This is a genomic window from Pseudodesulfovibrio indicus, from assembly GCF_001563225.1.
GTDB lineage: Bacteria > Desulfobacterota > Desulfovibrionia > Desulfovibrionales > Desulfovibrionaceae > Pseudodesulfovibrio > Pseudodesulfovibrio indicus.
In genome coordinates, this window is record NZ_CP014206.1 from 1,820,297 (window position 1) to 1,844,290 (window position 23,994).

Sequence of the window (23,994 nt, forward strand, 5' to 3'; positions counted from 1 at the left end):
CCTCGCGGCCTGTGCCGGGCGAGAAGAAAATTCGGTTGTATGGCCTGGTTTCGGTCGGCCTTGGGAGGTCTGGCCGCACCATGCTATGGGAGCATCCGATCAAGATAGGACTCACAATCCGAAAAAAATAATTACACCAAAAGGGCCGGGAGTGTCAAACCACCTGTTGGGGGCCTATACTTGAAATTGAGTTATTTAAATTAGTTGAATGCGAAAATAGTCCGTACAAGCGCCGCCTTGCCGTGCGTTTCCCCCCATTTAAACGGGATTTCATCCCTCGGGGTTGACTTTCGGGATTATACCCCTATAGGGTATATTCACGCGGCAACGGAAAGGATGTCCGGTCCGCAAACATCATCAAGACGAGGTCACGAACCGACATGTCGGAGAAGAAACACCAGGCTGGGAAGGTCAGCCGACGGGGGTTCCTCAAGGCCCTGGGCGTGGGCGGCGCGGCCGCGCTCGCGCCCGCCGGGACCGCCCTGGCCGCGAGCGAGCGCGTACCCGCCCCGTCCGGCGGCGAACTGGCCACCCTGCTCGACCTGTCCAAGTGCATCGGCTGCGGCGAGTGCGTGTCCGCCTGCCGCGAGTCCAACGCGCACAAGTTTCCGGAACCGGTCAAGCCGTTCCCCGAGCTCATTCCGGCGCGGCGCGCCAAGACCGAGGACTGGTCGGAGATGCGCGACCGGGACGATCGGCTGACCCCCTACAACTGGCTGTTCCTCCAGAACGCCCAGGTGGACTACGACGGCGAATCCTGGGATATCAACATCCCCCGGCGGTGCATGCATTGCCAGAATCCGCCCTGCGCCAACATGTGTCCCTTCGGCGCGGCCAACAAGCAGCTCAACGGGCTGACCCGGATCAGCGACAACCTCTGCATGGGCGGAGCCAAGTGTCGCACGGTCTGCCCCTGGCACATCCCCCAGCGGCAGTCCGGCGTGGGCCTCTATCGCCACCTCATGCCCCGCCTGGCGGGCAACGGGGTCATGTACAAGTGCGACCGCTGTTACCAGCTGCTCGACAAGGGCGAAGTGCCGGCCTGCATTTCCGTCTGCCCCGAGAACGTCCAGACCATCGGGCCGCGCGACGAGATTGTGGCCCAGGCCAAAAAGCTGGCCAAGGGGATGAGCGGATTCATCTACGGGCTGGAGGAAAACGGCGGGACCAACACCCTGTACGTCTCCCCGGTGCCGTTCGAGCTCATCGACAAGGCCATCGACAAAGACTCCGGCAAGGGAGCCGGCCAGGGACCGCAGACCAAGGGCCAAGGCAAGGGCAAGCCCGCAGGCAAGGGGCTCGGCCCCGGCAAGCCGCACATGGGTCCGGTCAAGGACGTCATGGCCGACGAGACCAACCTGGCCACGGCCACGCTCATCGCGCCCTTTGCGGGCATTGCGGCGGGCGTCCTCGGCCTCGGCTCCAGGCTCCTGAAATCCGGGGAGGGCGGCCATGAGGAATAGACCTTATCCCCGCTGGCTCTCCCGGCTGTTCATTCTCACCGTGGCCGCCCTGACCTTCACCGGGTTCATGCAGATGCCCCTGGCCAAGCGGTACGCCCTGACCGCGGTGCCGGGCATGGCCTGGACCGGCGACTTCTTCCTGGTGCACAGGATGCACTACGTGCTCGGCGCGCTCTTCCTGTTCGTCATCGCCCTGGCCGCGGCCAACTGGCTCCGGTCCTGGCGTCGCGAGCTGACCCTGACCCGGCTCGGCGCGGCCCGCGCGGTCGCGGTCGGCGGCCTGGCCGTGTCCGGCCTGCTCCGCGTCTACCGCAACCTGCCGGACGTCACCCTGGACCCGCTGTGGATCGTGACCATCGAATGGGTGCACCTCACCCTGGTCATGGTGCTCGGCGTCCTGGCCCTGGTCGCCCTCGTCCGGGGCGCGTCGGCCTATGCCGTGCGTAAGCGATAAGTTTCGTCACACTCCCTTCCCATAGCCTGAAAGGGGACCTTCGGGTCCCCTTTCTTGCCTCCGCGAAACGTGCTATCCCTGTGCCGCAACAGACAAAAGGAGCAGTCCACATGGAAAACATATCCTGGAACGATTTCGAGAAGGTGGAGCTGCGCGTGGGGACCATCCTGCGCGTGGAGCCGTTCCCCGAGGCGCGCGTGCCCGCCTACAAGCTCTGGCTGGATTTCGGCCCCGAGATAGGCGAGCGCAAGTCCAGCGCCCAGGTCACCGACCTCTACGATCCCGATTCGTTGGTCGGCAAACAGGTCGTGGCCGTGGTCAACTTTCCGCCCAAGCAGATCGGTCCCATGCGCTCCGAATGTCTGGTCACCGGCTTCTACCGCCAGGACGGCGTGGTCCTCGCCGTCCCCGACCAACCCTGTCCCAACGGCCTGAAGCTGGGATAGAAGAGGCCTCCGGCGGCCAGGGGGGAAAGGGGAAGAGGGGAACCCTTTGCAAAGGGCTTCCCCTCTTCCCCTTTCCCCCCTGGACCCCCCTATCCCCATCACCCCTCCGAAACTCTTTGTCGCCGCCTTCGGCGGGGCGGACAGCAAAAACCGCCTCCAGTCCAACAAAGGACCGGAGGCGGTTTGTATTGGTTTCAAGAATTGGAGCGATTCAGGTGTGCAGCACCCGACAGCGGCTCTCTCCCCCGCGCTCGGAATAGGCTTGGGAGAGTGGTGTGGCTGTGCATTTTCTTCCGGGGGCTTTCACCGCAACGTAGCTGTCTACGTGAGGATGGAAGCCCCCGGAAAAAAAGTGCAGACGCGCCGCTATCGCAAGCCGCCCCCCGCACCATCCGCCATCTTTACTCCAAGATCATGTCATCCAATGGTTGGCGCCAGGCCTTGGGATGGACGACCAGATCCGCCTTGCGATGGCCTACGGCGATGAGCATGGGTATCCAGTAGTTGTCCGGGATGTTGAACTCCTTGGCCACACCGTCGCGGTCGAAGCCGTCCATGGGGTGGGTGTCCAGGCCACGGGCGCAGGCGGCGAACATGAAGGACATGGCGAACAGCCCGGCGTTCTTGGCGGCGAAGGCCAGGGTCGCCTCCGAGTCGTTGCCGTACAGGGCCTTGGCGGAGTTGACCAGATAATCGCGCTGCTCGGGCTTCATGTTGTGCTTGAAATGGCCCTCGAAGGTGGGGTTGCCTTCCTTCCAGCCGTCGCGGTCGCCGAGCACGATGAGCACCACCGGGGCCTCGGTTACCTTGGGCTGGTCAAAGGCCAGGGCGCGAAGGGCGGCCTTGCGCTCCGGGTCGCGGACGATCTTCACCTTCCACGGCTGGAGGTTGAAGCTCGAAGGGGCCTTGGCCGCGTCCTCCAGCACCTCGCGGAGCAGCTCTTCGGGCACGTCCTGGGTGGGATCGAAAAAGTTGATGGCTCTGCGTCGTTCAAGGATCTCATTGTAATCCATATGGGTATCCTCCGGATAAGGGATTGGGGGTCGTTCGCAATACCTGACAATATAACCACTGCGCGGAAAAAGAAAAGGCCGTGATGAACACGGCCTCTCAAATGTCGCAAAGGGGAGGGCGGCTAGGGCATCATGGGCGCCATGGGCAGCCCCTCGTCGAGGTCCAGGCCGCAGATCAGGTTGGCGTTCATCAGTGCCTGGCCGGACGCCCCGCGGCAGAGGTTGTCGATGGCCGAGAGCACGATCAGCCGGTTGGTGCGGGGGTCGACCACCAATCCGATGTCGCAGAAGACCGTGCCGCGCACGTGCCGGGTCTCGGGCAGCTGGCCCAGGGGCAGCACGCGCACCAGCGGCTTGTCGGCGTAGAATTCGGTGTAAATCTCATGGACCTGTTCCACGGTCGCGGCCGACTTGAGCCGGGTGTAGATGGTGGACAGGATGCCCCGGTCGATGGGCAGCAGGTGGGTGTTGAACGAGACCGTGATGTCGGTCCCGGCCAGCTTGGAAATCTCCTGCTCGATCTCCGGGGTGTGGCGGTGGGTGGGCAGGCCGTAGGCGCGGAAGGAGTCCGCCACCTCGCAGAACAGGTTGCCCACCTTGGCCCCGCGTCCCGCGCCCGATGCGCCCGACTTGGCGTCGATGACGATGTCGCCGGTCTCGACCAGTCCGGCCTTCAGGGCCGGGGCCAGGCCGAGGATGGCGGAGGTCGGGTAGCAGCCGGGGTTGGCGATGAGCCGTGCGCCCATGATCTTGTCCAGGTACAGCTCGGGCAGCCCGTAGACCGCCTCGCCGAGCAGGTGGGCGCGGGTGTGCTCCACCTTGTACCACGCCTCGTAGGTCGCCTTGTCGTTGATGCGGAAGTCGGCGGACAGGTCCACGACCTTGACGCCCGCCTCCAGCAGCTCGGAACCGATCTCCATGGCGGTCTTGTGCGGCACGGCCAGGAAGACCACGTCGCATTCCGCGAGGTCCGCCGGATCGGGCTGGGTGATGACCAGGTCGCCCAGGGGCAGGCGGTTCAGGAAGGGGTAGATTTGGGCCAGGGTCTTGCCCGCCTCGGAGCGGGAAGTGGCCTTGACCAGCTCCATGGAGGAGTGGTGGACCATGAGCCTGGCCAGTTCCATGCCGGTGTAGCCGGTGACGCCCACCAGCCCGGCCTTGATGATCTGAGACATTGTTCTTCCCGTTATTTTGTCTTGTTAACGTAAGCCATCCGCAGATTGTACACGAGGTCGCAGAGCAGCTTCTTCTCGTCGTCGTCCAGGCCGTTCTCGAACTTCTGCTTGAGCATGCCGAGGACGTCTATGGTGTGCTTGGCTAGATCCTTGTTGAAGGCGACCTGGCCCGTGCCGGGGTCGGCGGCCTCGCCCAGGGCGACCATGGCGGAGGAGGACAGGGAGTAGATGAAAGTGGTGAAATTGATGCCCATGGGGATGCCTTTCATGGGGTTTTCGCGGCAGGTGTTTTCGGCCATTGTTCTCTCCGTGCGGATTGGTGCGGTTGTCACTGGACGAATAAGTACGGCCTGGCTTGCCCGGAGTCAATACGGCGGTCTCGCTTTGGTCCTGGCCGGGCCATCGCGCGCCCGGGGCGTTTTCTTGAAATAACATATATACATGAACGGCTAATGTGAGTAATATGCCTGTAATTGAACCCGTTGTTGCCCCTTTTGTTTAACCCATAGTCAATCCAAGGTTTTCGTTATGCCCAACTCCGCTGTGCGTCCCGCATTTGCCCTGAGTCTCCTTCTGCTCGGCCTTATTCTGGCCGCCGGTTGCTCCGGCGATGAAAAGAAAAAGGCGGCGCAGCAGGCTCCCCAAGGCCCCTTGCCCATGAAAGTGGTCAAGGCCGAGACCCGCGACATGCCCAATTGGGGCGAGTGGGTCGGTCAGATCAGCGCTCACGAGACCGTGGAGGTGCGCGCGCGGGTTGCGGGGTTCCTTATCAAGCGGAATTTCGAGGAGGGCAGGGACGTCAAGAAAGGCGACCTGCTCTTTGTCATTGATCCCAAGCCGTTTCAGGAAGACCTGAAGCAGGCCCAGTCCGGGCTTGAATACAACCAGGCGTTGTACAACAAGGCGGAAAAGGACTTCGTCCGGTTCAAGAAGCTCTACGAGGAAGGCGTGGTCAGCCGCGACGAGTTCGAGAGCTACCAGACTCAGGCGGCGACCTACAAGGCGCAGCTGAGAGACAACAAGGCCAAGGTCGAGAACGCCAGGATCCAGCTCGGCTACACCAGCATCTACTCCCCCATCGACGGCGTCATCGGCCGGGTGCAGGTGGACGTGGGCAACCTGGTGGGCCAGGGCGAGAACACCCTGCTGGCGACCATCTCCACCATGGACCCTGTCTACGTCAGCTTCAACGTCAGCGAAGCCGACTATATCCGGGCCATGCGCGACCGCCAGGCACAGGGCGGCAGCGAGCGGCTCATCCGGCTGATCCTGGCCGACGGCGGCGAGTACAACCAGGAGGGGCGGTTCGACATGATCGACCCGACCATCGACCCCCAGACCGGCACCCTCGGCATCCGGGTCATCTTCCCCAATCCCGACGGGCTGCTCAAGCCGGGCCAGTACGCCAAGGTCCGGGTGCGCGTCTCCAACAACGAGAACGCCGTGGTCGTCCCGGTGCGGGGCATCATGGACGTGCAGGGCATGAAGTCCGTGTACCTGGTGGACCCCGACGGCACCATCCGCAACCAGCCGGTCAAGCTCGGTTACCAGTCCGCGGACGTGGCCGTGGTCACCGAGGGCGTCAAGGCGGGAGACATGATCCTTTCCGAGGGCATCCGCCGGGTCAAGCCGGGCATGACCATCAAGCCCGTGGTGGTGCCCATGAACGCGGAGACGCCCAAGGCCGCGCCCGACGGCGAGCAGAACGCGGCCGCGCAGGCCCAGGACGCCGCTTCGCAGCCCGCCCAGAACAGCCCTGCCGACACTCCGGCCACGGCCGGAAGCGGCGGTGCGGACAAGGCGGCGGAGTAGCCCATGTTCGTACGCTTCTTCATCGACCGCCCCATCTTCGCATCGGTGGTGGCGATCATCATCCTGCTGGTGGGCGTGCTCTCCCTGTTCGCCCTGCCCATCGCCCAATATCCGCAGATATCGCCGCCTTCGGTGTCCGTGCGCGCCACCTACACCGGCGCCGACGCCGCCACCGTGGAGGAATCCGTTGCCGCGCCTATCGAGGAGCAGGTCAACGGCGCTCAGGACATGATGTACATGAAGTCCATCTCGGCCAACGACGGCTCCCTGAACCTGACCGTCACCTTCGAGCTGGGCCGCGACCTGGAGCTGGCCACCGTGGACGTGCAGAACCGCGTCAATCTGGCCTCGCCCCAGCTGCCGCAGGACGTGCGCAATACCGGCATCTCGGTGCGCAAGCAGTCCCCGGAGTTCGTGCTCATCGTTTCCCTGACTTCGGACAAGCCCGAGTACGACACCCTTTTCCTGAACAACTACGGCACCATCAACATTTATGACGCACTCCGGCGCATCGAAGGCGTCGGCGACGTCAACATGTTCGGCGACCTCGACTACGGCATGCGCATCTGGCTCGATCCGGACCGGCTGGCCTCCTACGGCCTGACGGTAACGGACGTGATCAGCGCGGTGGAGGAGCAGAACGTCCAGGCCCCGGCGGGTCAGATCGGCCTGCCGCCCGCGCCCAAGGACCAGCAGTTCCAGATGACCCTTCGGGTCAAGGGCCGCCTGGTGGAGCCCGAGGAGTTCGGCAACATCATCCTCAAGGCGTCCCCGGACGGGTCCACGGTGTCCATCAAGGACGTGGCCCGCGTGGAGCTGGGGGCCAAGAACTATTTCACCTTCGCGCGCCTCAACGGCCAGCCCAACGCCTCCATGCTCATCTACCAGCTGCCCGGGTCCAATGCCCTGGACGTGGCCAAGCAGGTCAAGGCGACCATGGAGGAGCTGTCCCAATACTTCCCGGAAGGGGTGCACTATTCCATCCCCTACGACACCACCCGGTTCGTGCATTCGTCCATCGAGGAAGTCATGGACACCCTGTACGAGGCGCTGATCCTGGTGTTCCTGGTGGTCTTCATCTTCCTGCAGAACTGGCGGACCACGATCATTCCCATGGTCTGCGTGCCGGTCTCGCTGGTCGGCACCTTCGCCCTGTTCCCCATGCTCGGGTTCTCCATCAACACCCTGACCCTGTTCGGCCTGGTGCTGGCCATCGGCATCGTGGTCGATGACGCCATCGTCGTGGTCGAGGCCACGCAGCGCAACATCGACGAGGAGGGTATGAGCCCCAAGGAGGCCACCAAGAAGGCCATGGCCGAGGTCACGGGCCCGGTCATCGCCAGTACCCTGGTGCTCATTGCGGTGTTCGTGCCCGTCGGCTTCATGGGCGGCATCACCGGCCAGCTGTACAAGCAGTTCGCCCTGACCCTGTCCGTGTCCGTGGCCATCTCGTCCATCAACGCCCTGACCCTGTCGCCCGCCCTGTCGGCGCTGCTGCTGCGGCCCTACACCCCGATCCGGGGGCCGCTCGGCTGGTTCTTCGACAAGTTCAACACGGTCTTCGACTGGGTCACCAAGCGGTACAACGCGGCGGTCGCGGCCATGGTCCGCCGGGCGGCCCTGGGGCTGCTCGTGGTGGCCGTGGTCATCGGCGCGTGCGGCGGGCTGTTCTCCATCCTGCCGTCGAGCTTCGTGCCCGACGAGGACCAGGGATACTTCATCATCAACGCCTCGCTGCCAGAGGGCGCTTCGCTCGAACGCAGCAACGAGGTCATGGAGAAGATCGAGGCGTACCTCAAGGACGCTCCCGGCGTGCACAACTACGTCGTGCTCGGCGGGTTCAACCTGTTGACCGGCGCGTACTCCTCGTACACCTCGGCGGTCTTCGTGGTCCTGGACGACTGGGCCGAGCGCCAGACCCCGGACCTGTCCCTGGCCTCGATCATGGGCAACGCGCAGAAGGCGTTCTTCGGCATCCAGGAAGCCATCGTCATGGGCTTCTCCCCGCCGCCCATTCCGGGCCTGAGCTCCACCGGCGGCCTCCAGTTCGAGCTCCAGGACCGCTCCGGCAACACCGTGGGCGAGCTGGCGTCCGTGACCCAGCAGTATATGGCGGCGGCCTCCAAGCGGCCCGAGATCGCCAACCTGTTCACCACGTTCAGCGACAGCGTGCCGCAGTACTTCGTGGAGATCGACCGCGACAAGGCCAAGAAGCTGGGCGTGCCCATCACCGACGTGTTCAAGACCCTCCAGACCTACCTGGGCGGGTACTACATCAACGACTTCAACAAGTACGGGCGCACCTACCGCGTCCTGGCCCAGGCCGAGTCCCAGTTCCGGACGCGGCTTGAGGACCTGGACCGGTTCTACATGCGTTCCAGCGACGGCCGGATGGTCCCGCTCTCCACCCTGAGCAAGTCGCGGCAGATCGCCGGGCCGGAATACATCCAGCGCTACAACGTGTTCCGCACGGTCGAGATCAACGCGGCCACGCCTCCGGGCTACAGCTCCGGCCAGACCATGGCGGCCATGGAGGAAGTGGCAGACGAGACCCTGCCCCAGGGCTACGGCTTCGACTGGACGGCCATCGCCTACCAGGAGAAGTACGCGTCCGGGCAGACCGGGCTGATCTTCGCCCTGGCCATCGTCATGGTCTTCCTGGTGCTGGCCGCGCAGTACGAGAGCTGGACCACGCCGTTCGCGGTCATCCTGTGCGTCCCCCTCGGCATCTGCGGGGCCATGTCGGCCCAATGGCTGCGGGGGTTGGACAATAACGTCTACGCCCAGATCGGCCTGATCATGCTCATCGGCCTGGCGGCCAAGAACGCGATTCTGATCGTGGAATACGCCAAGGAGAAGCACGACAAGGAGGGCATGTCCATCATGGACGCGGCCAAGGAAGCCGCCTCGCTGCGCTTCCGGCCCATCCTGATGACCTCCTTCGCCTTCATCCTGGGCGTCATCCCGCTGGTCCGCGCCTCGGGCGCGGGTTCGTCCAGCCGCCACGCCCTGGGGACCTCGGTCTTCGGCGGCATGATCGCGGCCACGGTGCTCGGCGTGCTGGTGGTCCCGTCCCTGTACACGGCCATCCAGGGTATGGGGGCCAAGTTCGGCGGGCTGCTGCGCAAGCGCATCGCCAACAAGAAGGAAATATAGGTCGGGTAATCCCCGTCATTCAGGCCGCCTCCGGGCGGCCTTTTTCGTGCTTGGGCAGCAGCGGGGCGGCGTGCAATTCCCCCACATATTATGCGGTTATCTGTTGACGGTCGGTTTTATTCTGGTACCCTTGCAGCATGTCTTGGAAAGTTGTCCTCAAACCGGGAATCCGAGGCCGTCTGCTCGCCTCTCTCTGTCTCGCCCTGGTCCTGATGCTCGGCCTGCCCCTTGCGGCAGACGCGGGTTCCGGCCTGCCCCTGCGCGTGGCCTATCCCGACTACTGGCCGTTCTTCTCCCGAAACGAAGACGGCATCATGCAGGGATTCTTTTACGACATCGTGTCCGAGGCGCTGAACCGCATGGGCATCGGCTCGGAGTGGCGCGACTATCCGTGGAGCCGCTGTCAGGCCCTGGTCCAGTCGGGCGAGGCCGACGCCATGGTCACCGTGCCCACGGCAGAGCGCCTAGTCTACACCGCCACCCACGCGGACCCGTTCTACCTGAAGAAACTCAAGGTGTTCACCTACGCGGGCAATCCCAGGCTGGACGAGATCAGGCGGATCAAGTCCATCGACGACATCTTCGACCTGGGGCTGACCGTGGTCACCTACCACGGCAACGGATGGAACGATAAGTACATCCGCTCGCGGGGCATCAAGACCTACGAATCCCCCCGGATCAAGAACATCTGGCTGATGCTGGCCAACCAGCGCGGGGACATCGCCATCGAATGGCCCATGGCGGCCTGGCCGCTCATCGACGAGGGCGGCGTGTCCAAGGCCATAGTCGAGACCGACGTCTCCCTGGAGGCCATGCCCTTCCACCTCCTCGTCTCCCGCCGCTCCCCCTACGCCGCCCGCATGGACGAGTTCAACGAGTTCATCAAAAAGATGCAGGCCGAGGGCCGCATCGACCGGATCATCTCCAAGTACGTGGTTAAGCAGTAGTTGATTTCTCGGCTTTTCTCACCCCAAGCGTTAGTCGAACGCTTCCGATTCGTTCCGCTTCATTTCCATTGAGGATCGGAAGAGCCGCTCCTCATTTCCGTCAGCTTCTAGACTCGTGGAGTGGGGGCTGGTTTGGGTTCAAGATTTTTTTAAGCCTGCTATTTTTATTTATGATATTGAGGAATATTTTGTTGCGAGCTTCTGCGTCGGCAATCAATGTTTTTACGCACACAACGTAGATGGAAGAATTGCCAAAAGAGCGGTAATAGATCGGCCTGTCGGTTGAGAATAGTTCAGCATAGCCGTCTCTTGTGAGTCTGTTAGCTAGGTCCTCGTCTATTTCCGTTATGAGGAAAGCCCAAATCTCTTGAATTTGCTCAGCTTCTTTAAAAGCTTCAATGTTGTCTAACAGTTGTTGTAGGCCAGCAAATTTTTGGCGACCTGGTTTGTTTTTATAGTCAAAGGGTTTAATCTCGACGACAGCCGCTTTTAATGCCGATTTATTGTTAGGGTTATGTGAGAAGAAAAGAGCTATATCGGGTCTGTCTAAGTCGTACTTTGTATTTGTCTTTTCATCAAATTTACTCAAAATTTTATGTATTCTTTTGTCACTTGCTGCGTAACTGTAACTAATGAACCTGTCGTCTAACAGCCATAGGTTGTTTTTTCCGATCGAGTACTCAGCGTCGTCTGTGTATCTTTCCATAAACAGGTTATGGATTATCTTTTCGTTTTTTTCTTTCTTGTTGAACATTGCTTTTAATCTCTCAATCACCATTGTGCGATCGTGGATGTATGCAACAAGTTCATTTTGCGCAATTTGTATTGCTTCTTGTAGGTCTTCTTCGGAGTACTCCTTTTTGCCAGAGTGTCGTATTAGTTTGTCTTTTGCGGATTCAAAACGTTTTTTAGCTTTTTTAATTATGCTGTCCTTATTTATGAATCCAAGAACGTTGATGTCATCTTCATCGATATATTCTAGTAAATACGGTCGCTCATTCTCTATCTCGGCAAGTTTGGCTTTGTTGGTCGAGTCTGAGTTTGGAATTTCTTGTTTTATTATTGTTGATAAGCAGTTGCGCAATTCAGAATTGATGTCATCCCAAGAAAGTTTCTGATATAAATCTGTTGTCTTCGGATGGATTTTAAAATCGTTTCTTTCATTGTCGACATATTCGTCGAAGTAATTAGAGGATAGTAATAAAAATGCAGAGTACTTGTTCGGTAGCGATAATTTGAAATCTTTATCGTGAAATTCACATACGGTACGCATATTTGCGCAGTAATAGGCATTTGTACCTACGCATTCTGTATTTATGTCGTAGTATAGAGTGAATTCAAAATCTTCATTTTGATTGGATTTAACTAGAAAGCTGCGCTTATTGAAGTTCGGGATGTCGTCGACGGTAATACTTACTGTATCATTGGTTTGCGTATCAACTATGTCAATATTTATTTCTCTGCCAATGTCCTTATAAAAGAAGAGTGTTGGGGTAAGATTTAGTAAAATACTATCTTTTATAGCGTCAATATTTAGTATGATTCTTCTATCAATACGCTTTTTGGGATCGTGATAATTCCTTTTTAGCGTTGTAAGCTCTAAAATAGTTTTACTTTCATCAACGTTTATCGTTTTGGATTTTATGTCTTCACTTTCAAAATTAACAGTAAAAACAAATTTTTTGTGTTTGTTTTCACTTTTAACGAAGCTTTCAAACTTAGCTTCCTTGTAAACCTTTAAGAAAGCTAATCTCCCAACCCCTTTACAGCCAAATTTATTCTGCTTAAAATCGGTTCTATATATACCAAAAGATTGGTAGTTCTCTGTAGTGAAACCATCTCCATTATCAGTCACCTTTATTGTGTCAACTTTCCGTTCGGGGTTGAATTCCTCATCTGTGGAATTTGTTAATAATGGCAGTTCTAAGCAAGTTAGATGACAAGTTATTACTGTCGCATTAGCGTGTATGGCGTTGGTTATCCCTTCTAGTATGACATCAAGTTGATTAGTCCGATTGCTGATGTCCTCATTGATGACTCTCTGAAGGTTGGTAAGCATATGTGCCATGATTGGTCCTTATTGATGCGTTTCAGCCCAGTTCTTGCCTAATTCCAAATCAACTTTGATCGCGACGGACGGCTTTTTCATGACTCACATGATAGCAGTAAAACACCTGCCCTGCGACTAAATCCCCTTACGCCGGAAGAGGATGTCCCAGCCGGGGGTGAGTTCGGCGTGGACCTCGTAGAGGTCCTGGAGGTGGTTGATGATCGCGTCCTTGTCGTGCATCTCGACCAGGATGAAGTCAGGGCGGTATTTGTCCAGGTCCAGGCCCTTGAGCACTTCCAGTTCGTAGCCCTCGACGTCCAAGGAGAAGAGGTCGATGTGTTCCGGGGCCACCTCGTCGAGGATGGAGGTCAGGGTTCTGGTTCTGACCTCGATCTCGTAAGGGTCGGCGATGTTCTCGCGGGCCGCGCCGCGTTCGATCCACGCGTCCTCCACGTCCTTGGCCTTGTTGCCCTTGACGATGGACATAAGCCCGGCATAGCGCATGGTGATGTGGTCTTCCTTGAAGTCGCTGCTCACCAAGGCGCAGTTGAAGACCTGGGAATTCATCCGCAGATACTTGCACTTGTTGTACAGCTCGGGGATCGGCTCGACCAGCACGCCCTTCCAGTCCATGCAGTACTCGAGGTAGAACGTGTTGCTCTGCACGTACCCGTTGTTGGCGCCGCATTCGATGAAAAAGCCGTTCCTGTGCTTGATGTGATTGAGCAGCCGCCTGTCGAGGCCGTTCAGGCCGGGGAACGGGTTCGCCTCCACAAGGGCCTTGATGGTCATCAGCCTGTCCAGGTGCTTCTTTCTGCTCTCAAGTGTCTTCATCATTCCTCCGGAACGGTGTCGATCATGCCCGGTCGTTCAACGTGTGGGAAATCCGTGGCGGCCTAGCCGGGCGATCAGTGCGCCTCGGCCCAATTCTTCCCTAATCCCAGGTCCACCTTGAGCGGCACGTCGAGTTTGGCCACGTCCTGCATGATCTCCTTGAGCCGTGCGCCCGCCAGCTCAATGGCGTCCGCAGGGGCTTCCACGATCAGTTCATCGTGCACCTGGAGAATGAGCCGGGCTTCGAGGGACTTGAGCTCGCGGTCCTTGTGGGCCGCCACCATGGCCATCTTGATGATGTCCGCGGCGGACCCCTGGATGACCGTGTTCACGGCCTGGCGGCGGGCCTGGGCCGAGAGCTGGTTGTTGCGCGAGTGCAGCTCCGGGAGCAGTCGGCGGCGTCCGGCCAGGGTGGTCACGAAGCCGTGGGTCTCGGCGTCCTTGACGATGGTGTCGTAGTACGCCTTGAGCGTGGCCATCTTTTCGAAGTAGCGGTCCGTGAACTCCTGGGCCTCGGTCTGCTTGATGTGCAGCTCGCGGGCCAGCTTCTGGACGCCCATGCCGTAAATCAGGCCGAAGTTGATGGTCTTGGCCCCGCGCCGCTCGTCCGAGGTGACCTTGTCCAGGGTCTTGTCGTGGATCAGGGCCGCGGTGCGCGCGTGGATGTCCTCGTCGTGGCGGAAGGCGTCGATGAGCGCCGGGTCCTTGGAGAAATGGGCCAGCACGCGCAGCTCGATCTGCGAATAGTCGGCGGCGGCCAGCCGGTTGCCGGGAGCCGCGTTGAAGCAGGCGCGCATGCGCGGGCCGTGCACCCCGCGAATGGGGATGTTCTGGAGGTTCGGCTGGGAGCTGGAGAGCCGCCCCGTGGCCGTGGAGAGCTGGTTGAAATGGGTGTGCAGCCGCCCGTCGTCGCCGACCATCTTGGGCATGGGCTCCAGGTAGGTGGAGCGCAGCTTCTCCAGCATGCGGAACTCCAGGACCGCGTCCACGATGGGATGCTGGTCGCGGATCTTTTCCAGCACCTGGTTGGCCGTGGAGCGCAGCCCGGTGGAGGTCTTGGACCCGGCCTTGATGCCCAGGTCGTCGAACAGGACCACGGCGAGCTGCTGGCTGGAGCGGATGTTGAACTCAGCGCCCGCGAACCCGATGATGCTCCGGGTCAGCTCGTCCAATTGACCGGAGACGTCGTCGAGAAACGCCTGGAAGGCATCGGGATCAATGGAGATGCCCGCCCGCTCCATGGACACCAGCACCGGGATGAGCGGCAGCTCCAGATCGCGCATGAGCCGGGTCAGGTCCGCGCCCTCCACCTGGCCCCGAACGGACTTCATGTAGGCCAGGGCGGCCAGTCCCTGGGACTGGGGGTGCAGGTCGCGGGCCGCGTCCGCGAATTCCGGGCGGCCGTCCTGGAACATGGACTGCCTGAGCCGCGCCCAGGTGTAGTTGCGCGCCTCGGGGTCCAGGAGATAGGCGGCCAGGCTCAGGTCGAACCACTGGCGGGACAGGATGTAGTCCCACCCCTGGTCGTCGCGCATAAGATCCTGCACGCTGGGCGTGGCGATGATCGAGGCGTGCTCCAGGGCCGGGATCAGCTCGGCGGCGGGGCCGGAGAAGCGGTACTCCCCGCCGTTCACGCCGATGAAGAAGCCGTTGTCCTCGAAGGTCAACCCCACGTCCTCGCCGCCCAGCGCGGGCAGCTCGGACACGGATTTGACCACCGTGACCTCAAGGGGGGCCTCGGTCTTCCGGCTTTCCGGCTCGGCGAACAGCGAGAGCTGCATGCCGGACCCGGCGGACGGCTTGGCCGATGCGGAGGCCCGGGTGTCGGCGGCTTTGGGGGACTCGGGGGAAACGACCGGCGTGCCCTCGGGCAGCAGCCGCTGCAACCCGCGCAGCTCGTATTCCTCGAAAAATTCGTTCAGGGCGTCGAAGTCCGGCTGCCGGACCTGGAATTCGTCCACCGGCAGGTCGCAGCAGTCGGTCTTCATGCGCGTCAGCTCGCGGTAGACGAAGACGTTGTCCAGCTCCGGCTCGACCTTCTCGCGCAGCTTGTCCGGCAGCTTGTCCATGTTGTCGCGCAGCTCCTCCAGGGTGGGGCCGGTGGCCGCGAATATCTTGCGCGCCGTGACCGGGCCGATCTTGGGGATGCCGGGGATGTTGTCCGCCGAGTCGCCGATGACCGCCTGGAAATCGGGCCAGGTGGCGGGCTCCATGCCCTCGGCCTCGCGGAAGGAATCCAGGGTGTGGATGGTCTCGTTGCGGCCGTGCTGGCTGACCATGACCACCCGGTCGTCCAGGCACTGCTTGATGTCCTTGTCCGAGGCCAGGATGATCACCGGGCGCTCGCGCTTGTAGCGGCCCGCCAGGGCGCAGATGCAGTCGTCCGCCTCCACACCGTCGGAGACCAGCAGCTTGACGCCGAGCAGCTGCACCCCGCGCCGCACCGGCTCCACCTGTTCGGCCAGCGGCTCGGGCATGGCCGGGCGGTTGGCCTTGTACAGGTCGTACTTCTCGTTGCGGAAGGTCGGTCCCTTGCCGTCCATGAGGAACGCCACGTGGCGCGGGTTCTCGTCCTTGAGCAGGTTCATGACCACGCGCATGACCGTGTTGATGGCGTTGGTCGGGAAGCCGTCCGACCGGGACAGGTCCGCGCGGGCGTAGAAGGCGCGGTAGAGCAGGGCGGTGCCGTCGATGAGATAGACGGGTTCCTCGGAGAAATTCAGACGTTCTTTCAGCGACATAAATCACACTCTCGGAGTTTGCATTTCCTTACAGGAAAATGGTCCTCAACGCCAGCGCAACGGCGCGGGGCAAGGGGCCGGGCATGCGGACCGGCCTTGTTGGGTTCGGGGCAGGGGACGGGTCAGATGCGGCGGATGGCGGACTTGCGCCCCTGGCCCAGCCGCTTGAGCATGAAGATTTCCGGGTCCACGCCGTCCAGGGCGGACAGCTCCACCTCGGCGCGCGCGGCTTGCTTGTGCCCGCCCGCCGAGCCGAGCCCGTTCATCAGCTTCTGGGCCATGGTGCCCATGTCGCGGCGCAGCCCGTCGCCCCGGAAGATGCAGACCAGCTTGTCGTCCGCCGTGCCGGAGACCACCACCCAGGGCACGTTGTGCACGCGGGTGAAGAAGTCGGCCACGATGACCAGGATGTCGGGGTTGTCCACGTTGCCGCAGTGGGCGAACAGCCCGTGGCCGATGCGCCGCAGGTTGTAGAAGGCGCGGGAGAAATAGCGCATCCAGTCCAGGTGGAACTCGCTGCGGCTGATGCGGTTCATCAGCTTGGAGTCCGCGAACTTGCTCAGGTACTTGAAGGCGGCCATGTCCGCGTCGATGAACTCGCGCTCGAAGGTCTTGGTGTCGCAGCGGATGCCGTACATGAGCGCCGTGGCCAGCAGTTTGGCCGGGCGGATGTTCATGTTGTACAGGTACTCGGTCATCATGGTGCAGACCGCGCCGTACTTGGGCCGGATGTCCACGAAGTCGGCCTGGACCAGGTTTTCCTGTTGCAGCGGGTGGTGGTCGATGACCACCGAGAACTGGAACGGCTTGAACTCCGGATTGTGGTGGGGCTGGGAGTCCACCAGGGCGAACTTGTCGTACTGGGCCGCCAGGTTCGGGATGAGTTTCTGGGTGGGGATGCGGCAGTACCTGATCATGGACAGGTTGTCGGGCCGCTTGATCTCGTTGATCTGCGCAATGGCCACGGCGTTCACGCGCCGGGCCATCATTCGCCGCAGGGCCAGCGCCGAACCGAGCGCGTCGGGGTCGGCGTTGATCACGATCAGCCAGTTCTCGTCTTTCTTGAAGAGGTCGAGAAGCTGATCGACCTGCTCGTCGAGTTGTCGAAAAAGTGCCACAACCTATCCCTGTTTCAGGGTTAACGGCAGTCCGGCAGCCACCAGGAAGGCCTGGTCGGCGCGCGCGGCCACGCCCTTGTTGAGCGCGCCCAGACTCCGTACGAAGGACCTCACGGCGCTGCTTGCCGGCAGCGGGCCAAGTCCCGTCTCACAGGAGACCAGTATCAGTTCAGTGGAGCCCCAATCGTCAAGAACTGCCATGAATTCTTTGACTTTATCCGGCTCGCACCCGGATTCGCGGCAGGCGAACAACCAAAAGTCGAGGCTGTCCACCAGCACGGCCGGAAAGTTCAATTTAGCCTTTTGGAGCACTTGAGGCAACCCCTCGGAGACTTCCGTCACTTCCAGCATTGGGGAGCGCGAAAGCCGGTGTTGCCGAATCTGCTCCCGAAATTCCATGTCGCGGGCCTTTCCGGTGGCCACAAACAGGGGCGGGCCGTCCATTTCGGCCAGCAAATCAAGGGCGAAATCGGATTTGCCCGATTTGTTGCCGCCGAGGATGAGGGTGATCATTTTTTCTCGCTCCACGTTGCACGCCACCGGGCCAGCAGGTCCAGCGACTCGAACAGGTCCGCCTGTCCGAAGAGTTCCAGGGTCACGGTCGGCCCGTTGAAGGCTTCGAGCACGGTCCGCAGCAATTCCTGCCCGTCCGCGTCCAGCTCGGCCAGCGGCCAGTGGCGGCAGCGTCGTTCGGCCCCGTAGACGTGCAGCATGCGGACGCGGTCCCACAGCCCGTCCAGGTCGAGCACGTCGCGTTGCCCATAGGCCAGGACGTGGCCGATGTCCAGGCAGGCGGAGAACCCCGCTGCGGTCACCTCGTCCCAGACAGGGACCAGGCTGCACTTGCCGATGTTTTCCACCAGGAAGGCCGCAGGGTCCACGCCCCGGTCCGCGAGCCGCGCGCCCAAGGGGGCGAGCATGCCCGGCACCGCAGGCGGGTGCAGGACGTAGGCGTGGGGCGAGAGGTAGGCGCACTTGTCGAGCAGCCCGTCGATTTTCCGCCACGCGGTCTCGAACCCGGCCTTCCAGGGCAGGTCCAGGGGCAGGTGCACATGCCAGGAGCAGGCAAGCTCGGCCAGATCGGGCGGCAGGTCCTCGTCCGTGTAGGCCAGGCACGACTCGGTCTCGTAGAAAAGCAGGTCTATCTCGTGGAAATGATTGACCAGGAACCGGCAGTTCTCGGCCACTCCCGCCGGGATGGCAAAGGAGGGCGCGGCCAGGGTGAAGGGGAACCGGGTACCCCATTTTTCCTGGACCGAATCCACGGATCGCGACGCGATCTGCGCAGATTTTTCCCGCTCGCTGCGGGGGGCCGGATGAGAACCCGTCGGTTTTGTTGGCTTAGGGGTGCGGGGCATGGCTATTGCACCGGATCGTTCAATGGTCAATCGAACGACCGGGAGCGGAAAAATGATCGGTTTTCGAGCGTATTTTCAGCATAAGTTCAACCCGTTGCACATCTTTTGCCGGTTGCGGCGGGCAGGGCTTTCCAGCGGCGCGGCCCGTCATCTCTGCTGGGCCTACGAGCGCGCCCTGTACCGCTTCATTCTCTAATCCAGCAGCCCGAGCTGCTTTTCCTTGGTCACCTTGCGGGCGGCCAGGGTGGATTTGGTCAGCAGGTGTTCCGGTATTTCGCGCAGGTATCTGGATTGGGGCAGATTCAGGGTCTTGCCGTAGAGCTGCCGGGTCTTGGCAAAGCTGATGTAGAGGTTGCGCCGGGCGCGGGTCATGCCCACGTACATCAGTCGGCGCTCCTCGGGAAACCGCTGGCCCCGGCCCGGGGTCAGGGTGACGGTGGCCGTGAGCAGGTCCATGCCCGCGAACGGCAGGATGCCCTCCTCGCAGGAGGGCAGGAACACGGCCTCGAACTCCAGCCCCTTGGCCGCGTGCAGGGTCATGATCTGGACCTTCTCGGCGGACTTGCGGACCAGCTCCAGCTCGGTCTGCAGCGAGACCCAGTTGACCAGTCCCTGCCAGCCGCCCCTGCGGTCGAATTCCTTCTTCAGTTCCTTGAACTGGCGGCTTTCCCAGAAGAACTGGTCGAACGGCGGGGTTTCGTTGAGAAAGGCGGCCAGCCCCACCGGCCCTTTGGCCAGGATGTGATCCGGGACTTCGACCACGTCCTCGGCCCCGGACAGGGTCATGCCCAGGAACTGCTCGGCGGCCTTGAGGATGGAGGCCACGCGCGGCTCCTGCCAGAACCCTTCCAGCTCCGGGGTGGAGACCGGTACGCCCGCGCGCTTCAGGGCCTTCTCGATGATCGGGATGAGCGCCTTGAACCGGACCAGCACGGCGATGTCGCCGGGGGCCAGGTCGCCCGCGCCTTCCTCGTCCACGATGGAGTGGCTGGTGGCCCCGATGAGCCCCTTGATCTTGTCGCTGATCCAGGTGGCCTCGCGCACGCCGTCGGGTGCCTCGAAGAGGTGCATGGTCGCCTTGATGTCCTTGCGGGCCGTGAGCTTGGGGGAATCGGGAAAGAGGTTGCCCGCGCCGTCGAGGATGGACTGGCCCGAGCGGTAGTTGTCGGTCAGGGTGATCGGGGCCATGTCCGGCCACAGCCCCTTGAGGTGCGCCTCCACGTCGCTGACCGCGCCCCGGAATCCGTAGATGGACTGCTTGGGGTCGCCGATGCAGAACACGCCTTCGCCGGTCTCGCCCGCGATCCCCTTGATGACCGCCAGCTGCAGCGGGGTGAGGTCCTGGACCTCGTCCACCAGCACGTGGGAGTAGGGCATGCGGAAGGTGGGCGCGCCCGCCTGTTCGAGCATGAATTCCAGCAGGTCGGTGTAGTCCACCAAATCCCAGTGGTTCTTCTGGTTGCCGTAGCTGATGTGCGCGTCGGCCAGGTCGTCGGGCAGCCCGGCCAGCTGCTCTCGGGCCAGGATGTACTTGTTCCAGTAGTAGTCGAGATTCTTGCCCGCGAACTCCGGGTTGACCTCGGCGAACAATTTCTTGGCCGCCGCCTCCGGGACCACGATGGGGGTCTCGGAGTAGGCGTGCTTCCAGTAGTCGAAGCAGAGCGAATGGAGCGTCCCGGCCTGGGGCATGTCCGCGCCTTCGCCGCGCAGCCCCTTGAGGCGGTCGCGCAGCTCCTGGGCCGCGCGCCGGGTGAAGGTCAGGGCCAGGATGCGTTTGGGATTGACCCCTTCGTCGATGAGGCGCTCGATGCGGCCCATGAGGGTCTGGGTCTTGCCCGTGCCGGGTCCGGCCAGGACGAGCACCGGTCCGGGACCGGCGTTGATGGCCGCGCGCTGGGCCGCGTTGAAGTCGATGGGCTGCTCCGTGGGCTTGGGCTTCGGCATGGCGGGGCAGGCCGCGGTCTCGCCCGGGTCGGGCCGGGCCTCGGGCCTGGGGATGTGGACCAGGGTGCCGCCGCTCTTGATCTCGGCGCGCTCCTTCTCGGAGAAGACCGAGATCACGCCGTATTCGCCGTCGAACCCGGCCTTGCGGATGACCTGGCCGTCGCGCATGCGGGTCAGCCCCTCGGCCAGGTGGCAGGAATAGCGGCTCAGCTCCTCGGCGGGCGCACGCTGGAGGATGTCCAGCTCGTTGCCGAAGTCGAGGATGAGCTTCATGTACAGCTCGTTGACCTTCTTGGACCCCGCGCCCACGCCGAGGACCTCGGACAGGATCTCCTTGAGCGGGATGAGGGAGGAGAAACCGGGCGCGCCCGTGGGCTGGACCGGTTCATCGCGGTCGGCCAGCTCCAGGATGCGGTTGTACACGCCCACGGTCACGGGCTTGCCGCAGACCGGGCAGATGCCGTCGCGGGCGATGGTCTCGTGGGGGTCCATGGACACGCCGCACTTGCGGTGGCCGTCCATGTGGTACTTGCCCTCCTCGGGGAAGAACTCCACGGTGCCCAGAAATTTGTGTCCCAGTCCCTCGCCGCGCAGGGCGCGGTAGATGCCCTCATAGGAGATTTCGCCCCGGAAGAGGTTGGCCTCGCGGCCCAGCTTTTCGCCGGAGTGGGCGTCGGAGTTGGAGATCAGCCGGATGCGGTCCAGCTCGGACCAGGTCCAGTTCATCTCCGGGTCAGAGGAGAGGCCGGTCTCCATGGCGAAGATTTCCTCGGCGTAGTCGCCGAAACATTCGCGGATGGAGTCGAACCCGGACTTTGAGCCGAACAGGGAGAACCACGGGGTCCAGATGTGGGCCGGGACCAGGAACGCCTGGGGGTGGGTGTCCAGGACCATGTCCATGAGGTCGCGGGAGTCCAGGCCGAGGATGGGGCGGCCGTCAGAGGCCAGGTTGCCCACCTGGGCCAGCTTCTCGTTGAACCGCCGCACCGCGTCCAGGTTGGGCATGTAGACCAGGTTGTGGACCTTGCGGACCTTGCCCCCGCGCTTGTAGATGGAGCTGATCTCCGTCTGGAGCATGAACCGGACTCGGCCGGGGATGTCTCCCGCAAAGGCGGGAATCTCCCGCTCCAGCCCCTTGGGCTCGCGCAGGACGAGCAGCCCCTTGCCGTTGTCTTCCAGGTGCTCCTCGATCTCGGCCAGCCATTCGGGGTGCGTGAAGTCGCCCGTGCCGAGCACGGAAAGCCCCTTGAGACGGCCCCAGGCGGCCAGGTTTCGGATGGTCAGGTTCTTGCTCGTGGCGCGCGAGAAACGGGAGTGGATGTGGAGGTCCGCGGTGAATCTTTCCATGGGCTGAACAGTATAGCCATACTCCCATTATTGCAACCCGTACCGGCCACCGAAATGGGTTGACGCATAGGTTTGTTGCAGATACAACTTTCGCCATGAAATTTGATCGCATGAATCCGAGGGAGTCCATAGGCTTCCTCGCCTGGAAGGTTGCGCGCGTGTTCGCGAACGATCTGGCCGCCCGCTTCGCCGAGGCCGGGGTCAGGATCACCGTGGAACAGTGGCGCGCCCTGTTGCCCGCATACAAGATGGACGGCCTGACGCAGGGGAAGCTCTGCGAGGTGCTCTCCCAGGAGAAGACCGGCGTCAGCCGCCTGGTGGCGGCGCTGGAGAGACACGGCCTGATCCGCCGGGAGTCGAGCGGCGAGGACCGCCGGGTGAAGTACATCTACATCACCGAATCGGGCCGCGAGCTGGTGGACTTCACCTTCGACATCGTCCTCGAAGGGCGGCGCGAGCTGGTCAAGCACGTGGACCCGGACGAGTTCGAGGTCTGCAAGCGGGTCCTGTGGCAGATCATCGAGCCGCACCTGGGGGCCTGCTGCGGGCTCAAGGAGGAGCCGTCATGATCCGGCTGGGAGCCGCCGGGCAGAAATGGCTGAAGGGGTTGCACCTCGTGGCCGTGGCAAGCTGGATCGGCGGCGGCATTTCCCTGTTGGTGCTCTATTTTCTCAAACCGGGCGTGACCGACGGCGGCGTGCTCTACGGGATCAACCAGGCGGCCCACCATGTGGACCGGTGGGTGGTCGTGGTGCCGGGGGCGTTCGGCTGCCTGCTCACCGGCCTGGCCTACTCGCTGCTGACGGGATGGGGTTTCGTCAAACACGGTTGGGTGCTATTCAAATGGGCGGTGACGCTCTCGGCCATCGTCTTCGGGACGCTCGGCCTTGGGCCGTGGGAGCGGACGATGATGACCATTTCGGGGCAGCTCGGCATGGACGCGGTGACCAACGTCTCCTATCTCTACAACCAGGATATGAACTTCGCCTGGGGTTGCGTGCAGGTTGCGGTCCTGCTGGCCACGGTCTTTGTTTCCATCTTCAAGCCATGGAAAAATTTAAGGAAGAGTACTTGATGAAGAAACTGCTTTCCCTGTTGACTGTCTGCTTCGCGGTTCTGGTGGCCGCGCCCGTCCAAGCCCAGCAGGGCGAGCGCCCGCCGTCTCCCGTGGTCACCGGCAAGGTGACCAGCGGCGACATGGCCCCCCAGACCGAGTTCATCGGCACGGTCTACTTCACCGAAATCTCCAACGTGGCCGCCGAGGTCGAGGGCAAGGTCCTGTCCCTGGACGTGGAAGAGGGCCAGCGCGTGAAGAAGGGCGACCCGCTGGTCTCCCTGTCCGCCGACATCCTGGACCGCAGCATCGCCAACGCCCGCGCCCTCATGGACCAGGCCCAGGCCGACTTCGAGCTGGCCAAGCGCGACAACGAGCGGACCACCAAGCTCTTTCAGAGCCGCACCGTGGCCGAGGGCGAATACGACTCCAAGCGGCTGGCCGCCCTGTCCGCCGAGAAGAAGATGATCGCGGCCCGCGCCATCCTCAACCGGCTCCAGATCGAGCGCGAGAAGAAGGTCATCCGCGCGCCCTACGACGGCGTGGTCCTGGAGCGCAAGGTCTACCGGGGCGACTGGGTCTCGGTGGGCTCGGTGGTCACGGTCATGGCCCGCGACGAGGAATTCGACGTTGTGGTCAACGCCCCGCGCGAGGCCTTCGGCGTGGTCAAGCCCGGCCTGGAAGTGACCGTCGATGTGGCCGGGCGGGAAATCCCGGGCAAGGTCTTCGCGGCCATCCCCAAGGGCGACGTGGCCACCCGCACCTTCCCTGTCAAGATCCGGGTCCACAACGACGGCTTCCTGGCCGAGGGCATGGAGGCCCGCGTGGTCCTGCCCAAGGGGCTGGGCGGCAAGACCCTCATCGTGCCCCGCGACGCGGTCATCTCCGCGCGCGGCCAGATGGTCGTCTGGGCCGTGGTGGACGGCAAGGCCGTGCCCATGCCCGTCTACGTGGTGGGCTATCGCGGCATGGAGGCGGGCGTGAAGTCCAAGACCCTCGAGGAGGGCATGGACGTGGTGGTCAAGGGCAACGAGCGGCTCCAGCCCCAGCAGCCCGTGGCCGCGCAGCCCATGCAGCAGTAG

General features: G+C 62.2%; 20 protein-coding genes. 10 read left to right on the forward strand and 10 right to left on the reverse strand.

The window, feature by feature from the left end:
• Positions 1 to 380 precede the first annotated feature (380 nt).
• From AWY79_RS08140 to AWY79_RS08150, 3 genes are all read left to right on the forward strand, one after another.
• Positions 381 to 1,463: a 4Fe-4S dicluster domain-containing protein gene (locus tag AWY79_RS08140; RefSeq protein WP_066802347.1), complete on the forward strand. Its 1,083-nt coding sequence runs from the start codon at positions 381 to 383 to the stop codon at positions 1,461 to 1,463.
• Positions 1,453 to 1,917: a 4Fe-4S ferredoxin gene (locus tag AWY79_RS18550; protein ID WP_066802349.1), complete on the forward strand. Its 465-nt coding sequence runs from the start codon at positions 1,453 to 1,455 to the stop codon at positions 1,915 to 1,917. The genes AWY79_RS08140 and AWY79_RS18550 overlap by 11 nt, the downstream gene beginning before the upstream one ends.
• Positions 1,918 to 2,027: 110 nt before the next feature.
• Positions 2,028 to 2,363, forward strand: a complete 336-nt coding sequence (locus AWY79_RS08150; RefSeq protein WP_066802351.1) for a tRNA-binding protein — start codon at positions 2,028 to 2,030, stop codon at positions 2,361 to 2,363.
• A gap of 401 nt (positions 2,364 to 2,764) precedes the next feature.
• Here AWY79_RS08150 and AWY79_RS08155 read toward each other — a convergent pair whose 3' ends face one another.
• The 3 genes from AWY79_RS08155 to AWY79_RS08165 all read right to left on the reverse strand — a co-directional run bounded on the left by AWY79_RS08155 (position 2,765) and on the right by AWY79_RS08165 (position 4,850).
• Positions 2,765 to 3,376 (reverse strand): nitroreductase family protein, encoded by a 612-nt coding sequence (locus AWY79_RS08155; protein WP_066802353.1) that lies wholly within the window; start codon positions 3,374 to 3,376, stop codon positions 2,765 to 2,767.
• A 122-nt stretch (positions 3,377 to 3,498) separates the two neighbouring features.
• The gene (argC, locus tag AWY79_RS08160; RefSeq protein ID WP_066802355.1) at positions 3,499 to 4,551 is read right to left on the reverse strand and encodes an N-acetyl-gamma-glutamyl-phosphate reductase; all 1,053 of its coding nucleotides are present in this window, start codon (positions 4,549 to 4,551) and stop codon (positions 3,499 to 3,501) included.
• 11 nt (positions 4,552 to 4,562) lie between these two features.
• A complete protein-coding gene (locus tag AWY79_RS08165; RefSeq protein ID WP_066802357.1) occupies positions 4,563 to 4,850 on the reverse strand; it encodes a DUF1844 domain-containing protein in 288 nt (95 codons plus the stop codon).
• A gap of 358 nt (positions 4,851 to 5,208) precedes the next feature.
• Between AWY79_RS08165 and AWY79_RS08170 the strand changes: the two genes are divergently transcribed.
• The 3 genes from AWY79_RS08170 to AWY79_RS08180 all read left to right on the forward strand — a co-directional run bounded on the left by AWY79_RS08170 (position 5,209) and on the right by AWY79_RS08180 (position 10,466).
• Positions 5,209 to 6,363 (forward strand): efflux RND transporter periplasmic adaptor subunit, encoded by a 1,155-nt coding sequence (locus tag AWY79_RS08170; RefSeq protein WP_099093197.1) that lies wholly within the window; start codon positions 5,209 to 5,211, stop codon positions 6,361 to 6,363.
• Positions 6,364 to 6,366: 3 nt separating this feature from the next.
• Positions 6,367 to 9,519: an efflux RND transporter permease subunit gene (locus AWY79_RS08175; protein ID WP_066802366.1), complete on the forward strand. Its 3,153-nt coding sequence runs from the start codon at positions 6,367 to 6,369 to the stop codon at positions 9,517 to 9,519.
• Positions 9,520 to 9,656: 137 nt separating this feature from the next.
• Positions 9,657 to 10,466, forward strand: coding sequence for a substrate-binding periplasmic protein (locus tag AWY79_RS08180; RefSeq protein WP_066802368.1), 810 nt, complete (start codon positions 9,657 to 9,659; stop codon positions 10,464 to 10,466).
• 100 nt (positions 10,467 to 10,566) lie between these two features.
• Here AWY79_RS08180 and AWY79_RS18315 read toward each other — a convergent pair whose 3' ends face one another.
• The 6 genes from AWY79_RS18315 to cbiR all read right to left on the reverse strand — a co-directional run bounded on the left by AWY79_RS18315 (position 10,567) and on the right by cbiR (position 18,474).
• The gene (locus AWY79_RS18315) at positions 10,567 to 12,525 is read right to left on the reverse strand and encodes an ATP-binding protein (protein ID WP_158509876.1); all 1,959 of its coding nucleotides are present in this window, start codon (positions 12,523 to 12,525) and stop codon (positions 10,567 to 10,569) included.
• A gap of 126 nt (positions 12,526 to 12,651) precedes the next feature.
• Entirely contained in the window at positions 12,652 to 13,350 is a 699-nt protein-coding gene (locus tag AWY79_RS08190; protein WP_066802371.1) for an FkbM family methyltransferase, read from the reverse strand.
• Between the two features lie 74 nt (positions 13,351 to 13,424).
• The gene (polA, locus tag AWY79_RS08195; protein WP_066802372.1) at positions 13,425 to 16,091 is read right to left on the reverse strand and encodes a DNA polymerase I; all 2,667 of its coding nucleotides are present in this window, start codon (positions 16,089 to 16,091) and stop codon (positions 13,425 to 13,427) included.
• 122 nt (positions 16,092 to 16,213) lie between these two features.
• Positions 16,214 to 17,209 carry a DHH family phosphoesterase gene (locus tag AWY79_RS08200; protein ID WP_066802373.1) on the reverse strand — a complete coding sequence of 332 codons (996 nt, stop codon included), beginning with the start codon at positions 17,207 to 17,209 and terminating at the stop codon, positions 16,214 to 16,216.
• A gap of 3 nt (positions 17,210 to 17,212) precedes the next feature.
• Positions 17,213 to 17,722 (reverse strand): bifunctional adenosylcobinamide kinase/adenosylcobinamide-phosphate guanylyltransferase, encoded by a 510-nt coding sequence (locus AWY79_RS08205; protein WP_066802374.1) that lies wholly within the window; start codon positions 17,720 to 17,722, stop codon positions 17,213 to 17,215.
• The gene (cbiR, locus tag AWY79_RS08210; protein ID WP_233491026.1) at positions 17,719 to 18,474 is read right to left on the reverse strand and encodes a cobamide remodeling phosphodiesterase CbiR; all 756 of its coding nucleotides are present in this window, start codon (positions 18,472 to 18,474) and stop codon (positions 17,719 to 17,721) included. Before cbiR ends, AWY79_RS08205 begins: the two co-directional genes overlap by 4 nt.
• 91 nt (positions 18,475 to 18,565) lie before the next feature.
• Here cbiR and AWY79_RS18765 point away from each other — a divergent pair, with 91 nt between their 5' ends.
• The gene (locus AWY79_RS18765; protein ID WP_133987085.1) at positions 18,566 to 18,763 is read left to right on the forward strand and encodes a hypothetical protein; all 198 of its coding nucleotides are present in this window, start codon (positions 18,566 to 18,568) and stop codon (positions 18,761 to 18,763) included.
• On the opposite strand, the gene AWY79_RS08215 is transcribed toward AWY79_RS18765, so the two are convergent.
• On the reverse strand, positions 18,760 to 21,858 hold the full coding sequence (locus tag AWY79_RS08215) for a UvrD-helicase domain-containing protein (protein ID WP_066802376.1): 3,099 nt from the start codon (positions 21,856 to 21,858) through the stop codon (positions 18,760 to 18,762). The genes AWY79_RS18765 and AWY79_RS08215 overlap by 4 nt on opposite strands.
• A 95-nt stretch (positions 21,859 to 21,953) precedes the next feature.
• Between AWY79_RS08215 and AWY79_RS08220 the strand changes: the two genes are divergently transcribed.
• From AWY79_RS08220 to AWY79_RS08230, 3 genes are read left to right on the forward strand one after another with little or no spacing between them, the layout of a single operon-like run.
• Positions 21,954 to 22,427, forward strand: coding sequence for a MarR family winged helix-turn-helix transcriptional regulator (locus AWY79_RS08220; protein ID WP_066802378.1), 474 nt, complete (start codon positions 21,954 to 21,956; stop codon positions 22,425 to 22,427).
• Entirely contained in the window at positions 22,424 to 22,933 is a 510-nt protein-coding gene (locus AWY79_RS08225) for a hypothetical protein (RefSeq protein WP_066802380.1), read from the forward strand. Before AWY79_RS08220 ends, AWY79_RS08225 begins: the two co-directional genes overlap by 4 nt.
• The gene (locus tag AWY79_RS08230) at positions 22,933 to 23,994 is read left to right on the forward strand and encodes an efflux RND transporter periplasmic adaptor subunit (protein WP_066802382.1); all 1,062 of its coding nucleotides are present in this window, start codon (positions 22,933 to 22,935) and stop codon (positions 23,992 to 23,994) included. Before AWY79_RS08225 ends, AWY79_RS08230 begins: the two co-directional genes overlap by 1 nt.